Here is a 15664-nt window from a genome sequence, read left to right as displayed (position 1 = left end):
AATTAGACTCCAAATGGATTCTTCGGTCAACCTGAGATTGAAAAATTTGGATTCGATTAGTGTTTCTAAATTACAAGGTAACTAGATGTAGTGTTAATTTATTTTAGATATAGGTGAAAAAGTTTTTCTATGATGTTTAGTAATACCTAATTTTTTCAAAGCTTTTAAGTGATATTTTGTTCCGTACCCAAAGTTTTTATCCCAATCATAACCTTTATTTTTTTTTGACAAGGTGGTTATAAATTTATCTCTTGATACTTTTGCAATTATAGAAGCTGCCGAAATAGAGGGGATTTTTTTATCTCCTTTAATAACTGATTTTAAATTATAATTTTCTAACTCTGGAGTTTTATTTCCATCTATCAGAACGTGAGTTGGTTTTCTCTTAAGTTTTTTGATGGCTCTTTTCATAGCGAGCAAACTTGCTTGAAGTATATTTAGCTTTTCTATTTCTTTGACAGAAGCTTTGCCTATGGACCAAGTAGAATTTTTCTTTATATATGTACACAGATACTCTCTCTCTTTTTTACTTAATGATTTTGAATCTTTTAATAACTTTGAGTTAATTGATTTTTTTAAAATTACTGCTGAAGCATAAACAGGCCCAATTAAACTTCCTCTACCAACCTCATCAACTCCAGCAATTATCTTCATCAAATTTTTAACTTAAGATCTTTGATTTTATCTCTAATTTTCTTTAAATCTTCCCATGAGTGTTTTTTATTTTCTGGAAAACGGATTAAGTAAGATGGATTAAAAGTTATCATTAAAGGGAATGTTTTGTTTTTTAAAATTACTTCCTTCCAATGTCCTCTTTCAGTAGTTATTTTTTCACTTATTCCTGTTACAGCCTCCATTGCCGAACTACCCATCAAAACAATAATCTTTGGGTTTATAATCGATATATGCTCCTTCAAAAATACTGAGTATCTTTTAATTTCAGTTGAGGTTGGTTTTCGGTCATCAGGTGGTCTAAAATTGATTGCATAACTAGTGTAAATATTTTGTCTCTTAATATTGATGGCTATAAGCATTTTGTTAAGAAGTTCGCCAACTTCACCTTTAAATGGGACACCCAATTTTTCTTCTTCAGCCCCAGGAGATTCTCCAACTAACATCAAAGGGCTATTTATATTTCCCTCACCTAAAATGATTTTGTTTGAATTTTCTTTCAATTTACAATTTTCAATTGAATTTATTTGATCTTTTAAATTTTTAAGTAATTCTTCTTTATTAATTTGCAGGGTGTCATCGTCCGTTTCTAAAATATTAAATCTATTTATTGGCTTATCTGCAAATATAAATTTTGGCTCAATAGTATTAATTAGTTCTTGGTTTAATTTGGTATTTTGATTTATCACTTTTTTAGTCATAGTATGGTTACATGTTACTAAAATTTCTAAAATTATTACTATTAATATTCATATCTTATCAGACACCTTTGTATTCTAAAAGTGCTACTTTTAATGATTTCAACTCAAGAGATTTATCAAATTATTTTTCTGGAATTGTTGCATTTGAAAATCGAGATAATTCTGAAGCTTTAAAATTTTTTAACTTAACCAAAGTATTAATTAACAAACATGACAGTTATTTAAAAAGATATGTTAACTCTTTAGTTTTAGATAACAAAGTACCTCAAGCAATTAATGTATTAAATAACAATGCTAACAAATCTAACTCAGATTTTTATGATGCTTATATAATTTTAATAATTGATAGTTTAAAAAAAAATAACTTTAAAAAGGCTGACGAATATTTAACACAAAGTTTAAAATTTCAAGATGAAGATAGGATAAACCTAGTTATATTTGAAACTTTAAAACAGTACATTTATACATTTAAAAATAAAAAAATATTAGACAACAAAAAAAATTTTGGGAACCTGTCTCTTATAGCTGAGACATTCCAAAGATGTTATATTGAAGATAAAAGAACTTCATCATTCTTTCTTAATTTAATAAATAATCAACAAGGTGATTATTCAAGATACATTTTCTTTTATCTTAATCATTTAATTGACAACGATAAATTAAATGAAGCAAGATTAGTTGTTGAGCAAATTGATTACATAAATTCAACACTTTTACTTTCACAAAGTAAAAGTTGGGTAGACAAAGAAAAATTCGATGATTTTGGAAAAATTTTTTCATGCAAAGATCATAATGATCTTGTAAGTGAGTTTTTATTTTTAATTTCTAATCTTTATTCTTCTCAGGATAATTTTGAAAAATCAAATTTTTATTTAAATTTGTCAAACTATTTAAATCCTAAGTTTGAATTTAATCTGTCATTGGTTGCAGAAAATTTTTATCTTAATGATGAATTTGATAAAGTACAAAGAATCTTAAAAAACTTTAAAAAAGAAGATGAATTTTATTATTGGTTTAGATTAAAAAAAGAAGCCCAAATAATAATTCAAGAGCAGGATTATGAAAATGGAATTAAATATATAGATTCAAAATTTAATAAAATTGAAAATCCAAATATAAAAATGATTTTTGATTTAGCTAATTTTTATAAAAATTCTAAAAATTATGAAAAGGCAATAGATCGTTATACAGAAATTATTTTAACACTGGATGACAATTCACTAATTAAATCAGATGTATTGTATCGAAGAGGTGGTAGCTATGAAAGAATGGGCAATTATGAAAAGTCAGATGAAGATTTATTGCATGCGCTTAAAATTGATCCTAGTGATGCATATATTTTAAATTATCTTGCTTACTCTTGGTTAGAGCGTGATTATAAAATTAATGAAGCAATGGATATGTTGAAAACAGCATATGATTTAAAAAGCAATGATCCATATATTATTGATTCAATTGGATGGGCTTATTTTTTAATAGAGGATTATGTAGAAGCAGAAAAGTATTTAAAAAGAGCTGTAGAATTAATGCCAGATGACCCAATCGTGAATGATCATTATGGAGACATTTTATGGAAACTAAATCGAAAAATTCAAGCAAGATATTTTTGGAACAACGTATTAACATTTGATGACACCGAAGACGATATGAGAGAAAAAATCAATATTAAAGTAATTGAAGGTCTTAAAAACTCCTAAATGAAAATTAATAAAATCAAATCTAACGCAAAGTTAAATTTAGCACTAAATATCACTGGAAAAAAAAAGGTTTTTCATAAAATTGAAAGTATAATTGATTTCATAGATCTACATGATGTTATTTCGATAAATCAGTATAATGGAAAAAAACATGATATTTCTTTTTATGGAAAGTTTTCAAAAAATATTGGAAAAAAAAATACTGTTCAAAAATTATTTCAAATACTAGATGAAGAAAATTTATTAAAAAATAAAAAATTCAAAGTTAAAATTAAAAAATTAATCCCTCAAGAAGCTGGGTTGGGCGGGGGATCGATGAATGCAGCTAGTGTGTTTAATTATCTGGTTAAAAAAAAAGTTATTAATCCTAATCATCAAAAAACTCGAAGTATCTGTGACTTGGTTGGTTCTGATGTTATTTTAGGTACCATTTCATCCAGCTGTGTGTTGTCATCAGGTGGTAAAATAAAAAAGATTAATAATACTCCAAAATATTACTCTACTTTAGTAAAGCCTGATTTTGGGTGCTCAACTAAAAAAATATACTCAGCTGTTCGAAAGTATACAAAATCAAAATATAACATACCTAAAAAAAACATGTTTGGAGTAAAATATTTGATTGATCAACAAAATGCCCTTGAAACAATAGCACTAAAAAAATATCCAAAACTTAAAAAAATAAAGCTGTTCTTAGAAAGTATAAATAATCCATTATTTGTAAGAATGACTGGTTCAGGATCAACAATTGTTGCCTATTATAATTCATTAAAGAGTTGTAAATTGGCAAAAGCTAAATTTAAAAGAAAATATAAAAATTATTGGTGTGTTACAGCAAAAACTATATGAATTTTATATTTTTATGTTATAGGAAGCTAGTATTGGGGCGTAGCCAAGCGGTAAGGCACGGGTTTTTGGTACCTGCATCCTAGGTTCGAATCCTAGCGCCCCAGCCATTTATGAAAAATTTTTTAGATAAATTTTTTTCCCGATCAAAAAATCTTGATTATATCAGTCAAAATTTAAAACAAATTACTTTAACAACACCAGTAAATAAAATTTTTGAAGCAATTAATAATTTTTCAGAGAAAAGTGAAATCAGATATGTGGGCGGATGTGTAAGAAAAGTGATAAAAAAAGAAAACGTTGATGATATTGACCTAGCAACAAATTTAACTCCCCTGGAAGTTTGCGAGGCTCTTAAAAACAAACAAATAAGTTATTACGAAACAGGAATTGAACATGGAACTATAACTGCAATAATTGATGAATATAAATATGAAATTACTTCTTTAAGGAAAGACGTCTCAACTGATGGAAGGCATGCGGAAGTAGAATTCTCTTTAGATTGGAAGGAAGATGCCTCTAGAAGGGATTTTACTATCAATTCAATTTATGCAGATGGTCATGGTAATTTATTTGATCCGTTTAACGGTAAAAAAGATTTGGATGAGGGTCATATTAATTTTATTGGCAATGCGGAAAAAAGAATTCAAGAGGATTATTTACGTATTTTGAGGTATTTAAGATTTTATTTAAATTACTCAAATCATAAGCACCAGCCAGAAATAATAAAAAATATAAAAAAAAATATTGATGGAATTTCAAATATATCATCTGAAAGATTAATTGATGAACTAAAAAAAATAACTAGTTCTAATGGATTTTTAAAACTCTTTAAAGATAAAGAAAGTTTAGAACTCATAGAAATAATTTTCCCTCAATTAAAGAATATTAAAAATTTTAAAAAACAAAATTCTTATGCTGCAGAGAATCTTTTAAAAATTGACTTTATATTCTTGATTGCGCTTTTATTGATTGATGGGACTGATAATGTTGATTATTTTCTTTATAAATTTAGAATATCTAACAAAGATAAGAAAAGATTAAAATTGATAGATCTTTTTTATAGAGAAAAAGTAACTCTTAACAGCTTTACAGAGAAAAATTTGAATAAACTTTTTTATTTTAATGGGCGACAGGCTGTAATAGATATAATTAATTTTAAAATATTTATCTCAAACAAAGTAGAGAAAAAACTAATCAAACTATTAGATACTTATAAAGAGAAAGTAATTCCAACTTTGCCAATAGGGGCTGATCTATTAATGTCTAAATTTCAAATTCCTGAGGGTAAAACTTTAGGTAATAAATTAAAAAGGATAGAAGAAACTTGGGTTCAAAACGGATTTCAAATTTCAGACAAGCAGGTACAACAAATAGTTAAAAGTTAAATATATTTTACGTCTTTAATTTCAAAATTTTTTACACCAGAGGGTGTATTTATTTCAACTAAATCACTTTTATTTTTTCCAATCAAGCCTTTACCAATTGGTGATTGAAAGAAAATTAGTTTTTGTTTTAAATCTGCCTCATCTTTGCCAACAATTTTATAATTAATTTTTTCACCAGTATCTAAATCTTCTAAATAAACTGTAGATCCAAAAATTACTTTTCCTTCATTGTTTAGTTTTGTAACGTCAATAACATTTGCTCTTGCAATAATATCGTTAATTTCTGTAATTCTTCCCTCATTATGAGATTGTTCCTCTTTAGCTGCATGATATTCAGCATTTTCTTTAAGGTCTCCATGGGATCTCGCTTCGGCAATTGCAGCTACTATCTCAGGTCTTTTTTTTTCTTTTAAAAAAACTAATTCTTCTTTTAGTTTATTTAATCCGTTTAATGTTATTGGCTCTTTATCCATTTTTTTATTTCCATTTTGCAACCGGAGGTAATGACATCAAAATTCCTTCAACATTACCACCAGTTTGTAGCCCAAATTTTGTTCCTCTATCATAAAGCAAATTAAATTCTGCGTACCGACCTCTTTTAATATACTGAAACTCTTTATCTTTTAAAGTCCATTTTCTTTTTAATTTTTTTTTAATTATTTCATTAAATAGCATTTGAAATGTAACACCAACATCTCTGACAAATTTAAAGTCATTTTCAAAATTATCATTTTTATAATCAAAAAATATTCCACCTATTCCTCTTGCTTCTTTTCTGTGAGGTAGATAAAAATATTCATCACACCACTTTTTATATTTTTTATAATAATTTTTATTATGTCTATCGCACATTGCTTTTAATATTTTATGAAAGTTTTTCTTCTCTTTTTCATCTTTTATTGCTGGGGTTACATCCATTCCTCCACCAAACCAATTCTTTGTTGTACAAATAAATCTGGTATTAAAATGCATTGCAGGAATATGTGGATTTTGCATGTGCATAACTATTGATATTCCTGATGCCCAAAATCTAGGATCTTTACTTGCGCCTGGTATATTCTTTTGAAATTGCTTAGGAAATTTTCCATAAACTTTTGAAAAATTTACCCCTACCTTTTCAAAAATTTTTCCATTTTTTAGAATTCTATATTCGCCACCACCCTCATCTTTTGTATTGCTTCTTTTCCAAGAAGTTGATTCAAATTTTACTTTATTTTTTTCAATTTTTAAAATGTCGTCGCACATCGCATTTTGTAATAGCTTAAACCAGTTACACGCTAAGTCTTTTTTGATTGAAATATCCATTTTATAGTAATTCTATTTGACGCAAACTTTCTGCCAAAACAATGGCAACAGACGATGCAATATTAAGAGATCTTACTTGACTATTCATTGGTATTTTTAAACGATTTTTAATAATTTTATGAACCTTTTCGGGTACCCCAGCACTTTCTCTTCCAAACAAAATAGTATCATCAGGCTTAAATTTAAATTTAGTATAATTTACTGAACCCTTAGTTGTCATCAATACGACCCTTTGTTTCTTCTTTGCCTCAAAAAATTTTTCAGAACTTTGATAAAACTCTATTTGACTATAGTCCATATAGTCCATAACCACTCTTTTAAATCGTTTATCTGATAATAGAAAGCCACATGGTTCAATTATTTCTAGTTTAGTACCCAAACAAGCGCAGGTTCTTATGATTGCAGCAGTATTCTGTGGTATATCAGGCTCATACAAAGCTATTTTGGGTCCTAAAATTGTTGAATTCTGTGTCATTCTTTCAGTAGTAAAATAATTATTTTATATTATATGAATTCGTATATTAACTATTTTAAATCAAAAAGAGATAATAATAAAAGCTACTAAAAGTGTCTGAAAAAAAAACAAAAAGAAGAGATTTTTTATTTACAGCTACCACAGCTTTAGGAGCTGTTGGCGCAGCTGCAGTAGTGTGGCCAATGATAGATCAAATGAATCCAGACGCTTCTGTTAAAGCATTAGCCAGTACAGAGGTTGATGTAAGTTCATTAACACCTGGAAATACATTGACTGTTTTATGGAGGGGTAAACCAGTATTTATAAGAAGAAGAACTCAAGAAGAAATTGATGAGGCAAGAAATGTTAAGATGGAAGATTTAATTCATCCAGAAAAAGATGAAGATAGAGCAAAAAACCCTGAGTGGCTTGTTATGTTAGGTGTATGTACACACCTTGGATGTGTACCTCTAAATGATAAAGGTGACTATAATGGGTGGTTCTGCCCATGTCATGGATCTCATTATGATACTTCTGGAAGAATTAGAAAAGGACCAGCACCTTGGAATATGGAAGTGCCTAAATATGAATTCGTTGATGCAAATACAATTAAAATTGGATAATGAAAAATGAGTGACCACGATTACAGACCAAAAACGAAGGTAGGACAATGGTTTAATGATCGATTGCCACTATTAACTCTTGCAAATCATTTAACAGATTATCCAACTCCTAAAAATTTAAATTATTGGTGGACATTTGGTGGAATTTTAACTTTTTGCTTAATCACTCAAATTGTTACCGGATTAACTCTTGCAATGCATTACATTGCTCACGCAGATATGGCTTTTGAAAGTGTTGAGCACATCATGCGTGATGTTAACTATGGTTGGTTAATTAGATATATTCATGCAAATGGTGCATCTATGTTTTTCTTAGCAGTCTACATTCATATCTTCAGGTCATTATTTTATGGTTCTTACAAAGCACCAAGAGAAATAATTTGGATAATTGGAATAATTATTTATTTGCTAATGATGGCGGCTGCATTTATGGGTTATGTATTGCCTTGGGGACAAATGAGCTTTTGGGGAGCAACTGTAATCACAAATTTATTTAGCGCCATTCCATTAGTTGGAGAGGGTATTGTCACTTGGTTGTGGGGAGGTTATTCAGTCGACAACCCTACGTTAACTAGATTTTTTACTTTGCATTATTTAATTCCATTTTTAATTCTAGGATTAGTTATTTTACATATATGGGCTTTACATGTTCCTGGTAACAACAATCCAGTTGGAATAGATATAAAAAAACCTTCTAAAGATACTGTACCTTTCCATCCTTACATAGTAATTAAAGATGGTTTTGCTTTGTTGATGTTCATGATTGTGTTTGCTTTCTTTGTATTCTACGCACCAAATATTTTAGGTCACGCAGATAATTATATCGAGGCAAACCCAATGGTAACACCCGCACACATTGTTCCCGAATGGTATCTCTTACCTTTTTATGCAATATTAAGATCAGTTCCTGATAAATTGCTAGGAGTTGTGGCTATGTTATCTGCAATATTAATCTTAGCGGTTTTACCTTGGTTAGATACCTCAAAAATAAGATCTGCGGTATTCAGACCTTTATATAAACAATTTTACTGGATATTAGTTGCTGATGTATTGATACTTGGTTATGTGGGTGCGATGCCGGCTGAGGGACTTTACTTGTTGATAGCGCGAGTTGCAACAGCGTATTACTTTTTGCATTTTTTAGTTATTCTTCCTGTTCTAGGCTTTAAAGAAAAAACTTTACCAGTGCCTCTAAGTATTACCGAACCTGTTCTAGGTGGTTCACCAAATCTAGCTGCCGCCAGAAATAAAGAAAGTAAAATAGAATAAGGTGAAAAATTTATTTAAATTATTTTCTATAATAATCTTATTTATTACTTCAAATTCGAATTCTTTTGCTGCTGAAAAAGTAGAATATCTAAAAACTGACTGGAGTTTTAAGGGTGTATTTGGAAAATTTGATAGAGCTTCTCTTCAAAGAGGTTACCAAGTTTATACTGAAGTATGTGCCTCATGTCATTCGATGAAGTATTTAAGTTATAGAAATTTAGCAGAGCCAGGAGGGCCAGAATTCTCTGAAGCTCAAGCCAAAGCTATAGCAGCTTCATTTGAAGTAACTGATGGTCCAAATTCAGATGGTGAAATGTTTACAAGACCAGGTAAATTATCTGATAAATTTGTAATGCCATATGAAAATGTAAAAGCTGCCCAAGCGGCAAATGGTGGTGCATACCCTCCAGACATGTCTGTTTTGGTTAAAGCTAGAGGAGGTGGAGTTGATTATATATATTCCTTATTGCAAGGATATGAAGAAGCTCCTAGCAACGTATCTTTAGATGACGGAGTTTACTACAACAAATATATGTATGGTAATAAAATTAGAATGGCTGCTCCATTATCAGATGGATTAGTAGAGTATGGTGACGGAACAAATGCAACAGTAGAGCAGATGTCAAAAGATGTAACGACCTTCTTAATGTGGTCAGCTGAACCTCATTTAGAATCTCGACATCAGATGGGCTTTAAAGCGATTGTTTATTTAATTATTTTAACTGTTTTAGTTTATTTTAGTATGAAAAGAATCTGGTCACGTGTTGAATCTGAAGTTTAATACATCTCCATCTTTAACAATATAGTCTTTACCCTCTAATCTCATTTTTCCGTTAGCCTTAGAATTTACCCATCCATCATTGGCTACAAAATCCTCATAAGATATAGTTTCAGCTCTAATGAAACCTTTTTCAAAATCTGTATGAATTTCTCCCGCAGCTTTAGGTGCAGCACAATTTTTTTGGATTGTCCACGCTCTTGTTTCTTCAGGTCCAGAGGTAAAATATGTATCAAGTTCTAATATTTTATACCCCTTTTGAATTAACATACTTAAACCTGTATCTTTTAAACCAATCATATCCATATAATTTTTTTTTTCATCTTCTGCTAATTCATTAATTTGGTTTTCTATGTCTGCAGAAACAATCAGGGTGTTATCTTTTCCAAATTTTTCGATGAAGTCTTTAGTATATTTATTTCCATCCTGTACGCTTTGCTCATCTACATTACAAACAAAGATCTTTGGTTTTATTGATAAAAGACCACTTTGATTAAGTTGTTTTGTATCAAATTGAGAATTTAATATTGATATATCTTTGTCATTATTAATGCAGTCTAATGCAATCTCTAAAATCTTAAGCTGGTCTTCGTCCACATTTTTTTTATTATTTTTTTCAAGTCTTTTTTGGATAGACTCTAGGTCAGCCAACATCATTTCAGTTTCAATTATCTCAAGATCTCTTATTGGGTCAACGTTCGGATTAACATTTTGAATATCCTCCGAGTCAAAGCATCTAATCATATGAATAACTGCATCAACTTCTCTAATGTGGGATAGAAACTTATTGCCCAATCCTTCTCCTTTAGATGCACCTTTCACAAGACCAGCTATATCCACAAATGAAATAGTTGTATTTATTGTTTTTTTTGATTTTGAAACTTCTGATAATTTGTTTAATCTTTCATCTGGAACGGGGACTACTCCCACATTGGGATCTATTGTACAAAATGGGAAATTGGCAGCTTGGGCTTTGCTTGAGTTAGTAAGGGCGTTGAAGAGTGTAGATTTACCCACATTAGGCAAACCAACAATTCCACATTTAAAACTCATTATTTGTTATTTACTGTGCTAGAGAATAAATCTAATTTTTTGTCGATAAGTATTGAAATAGAATCTGTGATGTTATTGGTAATTTTTTCCAATCCAAGCATTTCATCCTCATCAAAATTTTGAAGAACAAAATCACTAACTTCCATTTTATCTTTTGGTTTACCAATTCCTATTCGCACTCTTGAATAATCTTTACCAATAAATTTATCTATTGATGCAATTCCGTTATGTCCAGCATCAGAGCCGCCAAATTTTGCTTTTATTTTTCCAAATTCTATATCTAGATCGTCATGAAAAACTATAACATCCTCAGCATCTATTTTGAAATATTCAATTAATTCTCTTATACAAATTCCAGAATTATTCATAAATGTTAAAGGTTTAATTGCATAAACTTTTTGTTCTCCAACATTACCAGTTGTAAGAAGTCCTTTGAATTTTGGTTTTTGTTTTGAAAGTCCAAATTTTTTATTTATTGCATCTATGATTTTGAAACCAATATTATGTCTATTGTTTTCACTGTCTGGGGTTGGATTACCTAATCCTACAAGTAGAAGCATAAAATATTAATATTGGAGGATAAAATTCAATTTTAATTAACTTATTTTTTTTCTTCAGCAGGTTTTTTATCTTCACCCTCTTTTTTATCACCTTCAGCTGCTGGCTTATCTCCACCTTCAGCTGCTGCTGCTTCTGCTCCTTCAGCACCTTCTCCCTCAGCCGCCTCAGCTTCTGCAGGTTTTTCAGGTTCTTTCATAACAGTCGGAGCTGCTAGAGTCGCAATTACGAAATCTCTTCCTTGAATTGTAGGAGTAACATCACTGTCAAGATTTATAGAAGAGATCTTAAAACTCTCTCCAATATCAACTCCATCAAGATCTATCACAAGATTTTCAGGAATTTTTTCGCTTGGACATTTTAGCTCAACTTTTCTTCTTACAATGTTTAAAACCCCACCTCTTTTCAAACCAGGAGATTTTTCATGATTTAAAAATTTTACTGGAACTTCAATTCTAACTTTTATGCCTGAAACTATTCTTAGAAAGTCTACATGAATTGGTTCATCTGAAATAATGTCATATTTTATTTCTCTTGGTAGAACTTTTTGAGGTTTACCATCAACATTTAAAGTTATGATGCTTGATAAAAAGTTTTCTTTTTCAATTAGTGACTTGAGTATCTTTTTAGATATTGAAATTTTCTCGTTTTGAGCCTCACCACCATAAATTATAGCAGGCACATTACCATTATCTCTTAATGAGTTTAATTCACCTTTAGTTTTGGTATTTCTGATGTTGGCGTCTAATGAATTCATAAAAACAAGGGTTTTTAGCTCAAGTTACTTAATAACTCAAGGTATTTATTTGAATAAATCTGATACTGAGGTTGAATTAGATATTCTTTTAATTGCTTCTCCCATAAGCCCTGAAATTGACAGAACTTCAATGTTTTTAGCACCTTTAACTCTGTTCATGTTATCAATTGTATCAGTTATTACTAAATTTTTAATTACTGATTTTTTAATTTTATTTACAGCTTCTCCACTAAGTACACCGTGAGTAATGTAAACATAAACTTCTTTGGCACCTCGATCTTTAAGAGCCTTAGCTGCGTTTACAATTGTACCACCTGAATCGATTATATCGTCAACAAGAATACAAGTTTTTCCTTTAACATCTCCAATAATATTCATTACTTGAGATTGACCTGGCTTTGGTCTTCTTTTATCTACAATTGCTAGTCCAACATTTAAAATCTTTCCTAGTGCTCTAGCTCTCTCAGTACCACCAACATCTGGTGCAACACAAATTAGATTTTTACTTTTTATCTTTTTTTTTACGTGTCTTGCAAAAATAGGTGTTGCGAACAAGTTATCTACTGGAATATCAAAAAATCCTTGAATTTGTCCTGCATGCAAATCAACAGTAACAACTCTATCTGCTCCTGCTTTAGTAATTAGATTTGAGACAAGTTTTGCTGAAATTGAGGTTCTTGGTGCAACTTTTCTATCTTGTCTAGCATAACCAAAGTACGGAATAACAGCAGTAATATTTTTTGCTGACGATCTCTTAAGAGCATCAATACATAGCAGTAATTCCATTAGGTTATCATTTGCAGGAGATGAAACAGATTGAATTAAAAAAATACTATTACCTCTAATATTTTCATTTATTTCCACATAGATTTCTCCATCAGAAAAATTTCTAATACTAGAGTTTACTAATTTAGATTTTAGATATTTAGCAATACTCTTGCTTAATGGTTTGTTGCTATTTCCGGATAATAATTTCATTAAAAAAGCCTAATAAAGCATAATTATTGAAATATTTCTACCATAATCATCATGATTTAGCCTTAACGCTCTTCTTGCACTAAAAAAATTATTATTAATATCAAATGTATCAATATTTAAAGACTCAATATTTTTTATTTTGTTCTTTAAAAGACATGATTTCACATATTTTGGTAAATCAAAATAAAGCTTTTTATATTTAATTTTAAAAAATTTATTATTTTTTTTATCCTTTTTTATAAATTTTCTTTTAAAATCTGCTTTTACTTCATAATTTTTAGCCGAGATAGCAGGTCCGATAGCTGCAGTAATATTTTTTGGATTAGATCCTTTTTTGATCATAAATTGGATTACTTTGCTAATTATATCTTTGTATGCACCTTTCCACCCCGCATGAATTGCTGCAACTAATTTTGTTCTTTTATCACAGATTAAAATTGGCACACAATCAGCAGTTAAAACACCAATTGGCATGTTTTTTTGATTTGTAATTACCGCGTCTGCTTTTGGTTTTGATTTAAATGTGTTTTTTTCATCAATATAAACAAATTTATTACTATGTATTTGATGAAGTAAAAAAATACTTTTAGCGGTGCTTTTTATTTTTTTTATAACTATTTTTAAATTTTTTTTAACATCTGACGGATTGTCTTTAGAACCAGGACCACAGTTTAAACTTTTATAAATTTTTTTTGATTTACCACCAGTTTTATTAAAAAAACCATGTTTAATATTTTTAATTTTTGAGAGTTTTTTTGATTTTATCAATTTTGAAAACCTGTTCTAAAATTATTTTTCTTATTTTTTATAAGCATGACTTTGAATAATTTACCCATCTGCTTGTCATCTATCAAACGTCTTACCCTATAAAATAAATCTGCTTTTTTAGAAAATGCTATATTTTTGCTGATTATTTCTGCTCTTTGAAGAATACCCATACTTGTTAAAAATTTTTTTTGATTTGTAAAAATTGAATTAATTTCTTTAAACTGACCTATAAATTTCTCAAAAGAATGAAAGTTTATATTGTAAGTAATATCAGAGTCTCCAATATTTTCTAAAATGTTAGAATATTTATGGTTATTTACCGCCTGAAGGGTTTCATGCATTTTGCTGTCTGCATAACCGTAATCAATTATTAACATTCCTCCATCATTTTTTTGCACTAGGTCGCAAATTGTTCTTAAATATTTAAAAGTGTCTGGTGAATATTCTATTATGTTCTGATTTTTTGATATTTCAAAATTTAGATATTTTTCAATTTTTTCTATATCTATTTTTTCTTCTTTAAATTCAGCTTTTTTTGCATCATTCATAAACACGTATCTTTCAAACCAACCATCTTTTTTTTTAAAAAATTGTTTGATTGGTACGGCATCAAAGAATTCATTAGCTAAAAAAATTGTTGGGTTAGAGTTTATTTTTTCAATATCTTTTAACCATGAAAATTTTTTAGAATTTAAATTTTTTTTTTGTTCATTTATTAAAAAATCACTTTTTTCATGAATTACAAAACTGCAGGCATTGTAACATTCGGGAAAATTTATAAGTGTCTCATCAATGACTTTCATCATTTCGCCATTTCCAGCTCCCAGTTCTAGCAAATTAAATTTTTTTGGAGAGCCTAAACTTTTCCAAAAAGTAATTGTCCAAATTGCAATAATCTCTGAAAATAATCTTGTGATATTGGGAGCAGTAATAAAATCTCCATCTTCACCAAAAGGATTCTTTTTCATATAAAAACCTTTATCCTTATCGTAAAGAGCAAAATTTATAAATTGATCTAATGGTAAATTATTTTTTTTAGCGAGTTTCATATTTTAAATAAAATAAGATTACCCCTGATAATATAAATATTAAACTTACTACTTGCCCTATCGTTAAGTTTAAAAATATATAACCTAGCTGTTCGTCTGGTACTCTATAAAATTCAACAATAAATCTGAAGATTGAGTAAATTATTAAAAATAATCCTGAAATTACACCAGGTTTATTTGAAAATTTGTTTTTAAAATAAATTAATAATAAAAATAAAAATAAACCCTCTAATAGTGCTTCATATAATTGCGAGGGATGCCTAGGGAGATTATCTATCTGAACAAATGTTACTGCCCAGGGCACATTAGTTATAGTTCCATATAACTCTGAATTTATAAAGTTTGCTATTCGTCCAAAAAATAACCCCACTGGAGCTACTAAAGCGACAATATCCATATATAAGAATGGGTTTTGATTATTTTTTTCAGCAAAAAATATAGATGCGAAAATAACTCCAATTAAACCACCATGGAAGGACATTCCTCCTTGCCAAATTTTAAATATATCTAATGGATTATTTATATAAAAACTTAAATTATAAATAATAATATAACCAAGTCTTCCTCCTAAAATTATACCTATAATTAAATAAGTTAAATAATCATCAAATTTATTTTTAACTTCTATGTCTTGGATAAATAATTTTTTTGCGAGAATCCAGCCTAATATAATTCCAAATATATAAGCTAAAGAATACCACCTGATTTCTAAAGAAAATATTTCTAAGGCTACTGGGTCAAAATTATTAATGAACATTTTTAATAATACTT

General features: G+C 29.0%; 18 protein-coding genes and 1 tRNA gene. 7 read left to right on the top strand and 12 right to left on the bottom strand.

Annotated elements, in window-relative coordinates; translation table 11 throughout:
• Nucleotides 1-93 precede the first annotated feature (93 nt).
• Both ACTT88_RS05475 and ACTT88_RS05470 read right to left on the bottom strand, forming a co-directional pair.
• Nucleotides 94-654: a ribonuclease HII gene (locus ACTT88_RS05475; protein WP_440908302.1), complete on the bottom strand. Its 561-nt coding sequence runs from the start codon at nt 652-654 to the stop codon at nt 94-96.
• Nucleotides 654-1373, bottom strand: coding sequence for a uracil-DNA glycosylase (locus ACTT88_RS05470; RefSeq protein ID WP_440908301.1), 720 nt, complete (start codon nt 1371-1373; stop codon nt 654-656). The genes ACTT88_RS05475 and ACTT88_RS05470 overlap by 1 nt, the downstream gene beginning before the upstream one ends.
• Nucleotides 1374-1384: 11 nt before the next feature.
• Here ACTT88_RS05470 and ACTT88_RS05465 point away from each other — a divergent pair, with 11 nt between their 5' ends.
• From ACTT88_RS05465 to ACTT88_RS05450, 4 genes are all read left to right on the top strand, one after another.
• Entirely contained in the window at nt 1385-3070 is a 1686-nt protein-coding gene (locus tag ACTT88_RS05465; protein ID WP_440908300.1) for a tetratricopeptide repeat protein, read from the top strand.
• Nucleotides 3071-3916 (top strand): GHMP family kinase ATP-binding protein, encoded by an 846-nt coding sequence (locus ACTT88_RS05460; protein WP_440908299.1) that lies wholly within the window; start codon nt 3071-3073, stop codon nt 3914-3916. It abuts the gene before it with no gap.
• Nucleotides 3917-3949: 33 nt separating this feature from the next.
• A tRNA-Gln gene (locus ACTT88_RS05455) sits at nt 3950-4023 on the top strand.
• A gap of 3 nt (nt 4024-4026) precedes the next feature.
• Complete coding sequence (locus ACTT88_RS05450; RefSeq protein ID WP_440908298.1) at nt 4027-5301, top strand: CCA tRNA nucleotidyltransferase; 1275 nt, start codon at nt 4027-4029, stop codon at nt 5299-5301.
• Here the strand turns inward: ACTT88_RS05450 and greA are convergent.
• Genes greA through ACTT88_RS05435 form a run of 3 tightly spaced genes read right to left on the bottom strand, consistent with a single transcriptional unit; the run spans nt 5298 to nt 7081 of the window.
• The gene (gene greA, locus ACTT88_RS05445) at nt 5298-5774 is read right to left on the bottom strand and encodes a transcription elongation factor GreA (RefSeq protein WP_440908297.1); all 477 of its coding nucleotides are present in this window, start codon (nt 5772-5774) and stop codon (nt 5298-5300) included. The two genes, ACTT88_RS05450 and greA, sit on opposite strands and share 4 nt — an antisense overlap.
• 4 nt (nt 5775-5778) lie before the next feature.
• Nucleotides 5779-6606 (bottom strand): oxygen-dependent coproporphyrinogen oxidase, encoded by an 828-nt coding sequence (hemF, locus tag ACTT88_RS05440; RefSeq protein WP_440908296.1) that lies wholly within the window; start codon nt 6604-6606, stop codon nt 5779-5781.
• Between the two features lies 1 nt (nt 6607).
• The gene (locus ACTT88_RS05435; protein ID WP_440908295.1) at nt 6608-7081 is read right to left on the bottom strand and encodes a tRNA (cytidine(34)-2'-O)-methyltransferase; all 474 of its coding nucleotides are present in this window, start codon (nt 7079-7081) and stop codon (nt 6608-6610) included.
• A gap of 92 nt (nt 7082-7173) precedes the next feature.
• Between ACTT88_RS05435 and petA the strand changes: the two genes are divergently transcribed.
• Genes petA through ACTT88_RS05420 form a run of 3 tightly spaced genes read left to right on the top strand, consistent with a single transcriptional unit; the run spans nt 7174 to nt 9733 of the window.
• The gene (petA, locus tag ACTT88_RS05430) at nt 7174-7683 is read left to right on the top strand and encodes a ubiquinol-cytochrome c reductase iron-sulfur subunit (protein WP_440908294.1); all 510 of its coding nucleotides are present in this window, start codon (nt 7174-7176) and stop codon (nt 7681-7683) included.
• 6 nt (nt 7684-7689) lie between these two features.
• A complete protein-coding gene (locus ACTT88_RS05425; protein ID WP_440908293.1) occupies nt 7690-8952 on the top strand; it encodes a cytochrome b in 1263 nt (420 codons plus the stop codon).
• A 1-nt stretch (nt 8953) separates the two neighbouring features.
• Nucleotides 8954-9733 (top strand): cytochrome c1, encoded by a 780-nt coding sequence (locus tag ACTT88_RS05420; RefSeq protein WP_440908292.1) that lies wholly within the window; start codon nt 8954-8956, stop codon nt 9731-9733.
• On the opposite strand, the gene ychF is transcribed toward ACTT88_RS05420, so the two are convergent.
• Genes ychF through lgt form a run of 7 tightly spaced genes read right to left on the bottom strand, consistent with a single transcriptional unit; the run spans nt 9710 to nt 15650 of the window.
• Nucleotides 9710-10783 carry a redox-regulated ATPase YchF gene (gene ychF / locus ACTT88_RS05415; protein ID WP_440908291.1) on the bottom strand — a complete coding sequence of 358 codons (1074 nt, stop codon included), beginning with the start codon at nt 10781-10783 and terminating at the stop codon, nt 9710-9712. The genes ACTT88_RS05420 and ychF overlap by 24 nt on opposite strands.
• A complete protein-coding gene (pth, locus tag ACTT88_RS05410; RefSeq protein ID WP_440908290.1) occupies nt 10783-11343 on the bottom strand; it encodes an aminoacyl-tRNA hydrolase in 561 nt (186 codons plus the stop codon). The genes ychF and pth overlap by 1 nt, the downstream gene beginning before the upstream one ends.
• A gap of 41 nt (nt 11344-11384) precedes the next feature.
• Nucleotides 11385-12098: a 50S ribosomal protein L25/general stress protein Ctc gene (locus ACTT88_RS05405; protein ID WP_440643626.1), complete on the bottom strand. Its 714-nt coding sequence runs from the start codon at nt 12096-12098 to the stop codon at nt 11385-11387.
• Nucleotides 12099-12143: 45 nt separating this feature from the next.
• Complete coding sequence (locus ACTT88_RS05400; RefSeq protein ID WP_440908289.1) at nt 12144-13076, bottom strand: ribose-phosphate pyrophosphokinase; 933 nt, start codon at nt 13074-13076, stop codon at nt 12144-12146.
• A gap of 9 nt (nt 13077-13085) precedes the next feature.
• Nucleotides 13086-13844 carry a peptidoglycan editing factor PgeF gene (gene pgeF / locus ACTT88_RS05395; protein WP_440908288.1) on the bottom strand — a complete coding sequence of 253 codons (759 nt, stop codon included), beginning with the start codon at nt 13842-13844 and terminating at the stop codon, nt 13086-13088.
• Complete coding sequence (locus tag ACTT88_RS05390; protein WP_440908287.1) at nt 13841-14893, bottom strand: SAM-dependent methyltransferase; 1053 nt, start codon at nt 14891-14893, stop codon at nt 13841-13843. Before ACTT88_RS05390 ends, pgeF begins: the two co-directional genes overlap by 4 nt.
• A complete protein-coding gene (lgt, locus tag ACTT88_RS05385) occupies nt 14880-15650 on the bottom strand; it encodes a prolipoprotein diacylglyceryl transferase (RefSeq protein ID WP_440908286.1) in 771 nt (256 codons plus the stop codon). The genes ACTT88_RS05390 and lgt overlap by 14 nt, the downstream gene beginning before the upstream one ends.
• Nucleotides 15651-15664: the final 14 nt, after the last annotated feature.

This window comes from Candidatus Pelagibacter sp. (assembly GCF_052046145.1).
Lineage (GTDB): Bacteria > Pseudomonadota > Alphaproteobacteria > Pelagibacterales > Pelagibacteraceae > Pelagibacter.
The sequence above is the reverse complement of the archived record's forward strand: the minus strand, read 5'-3'. Positions and strand labels throughout refer to the sequence as shown.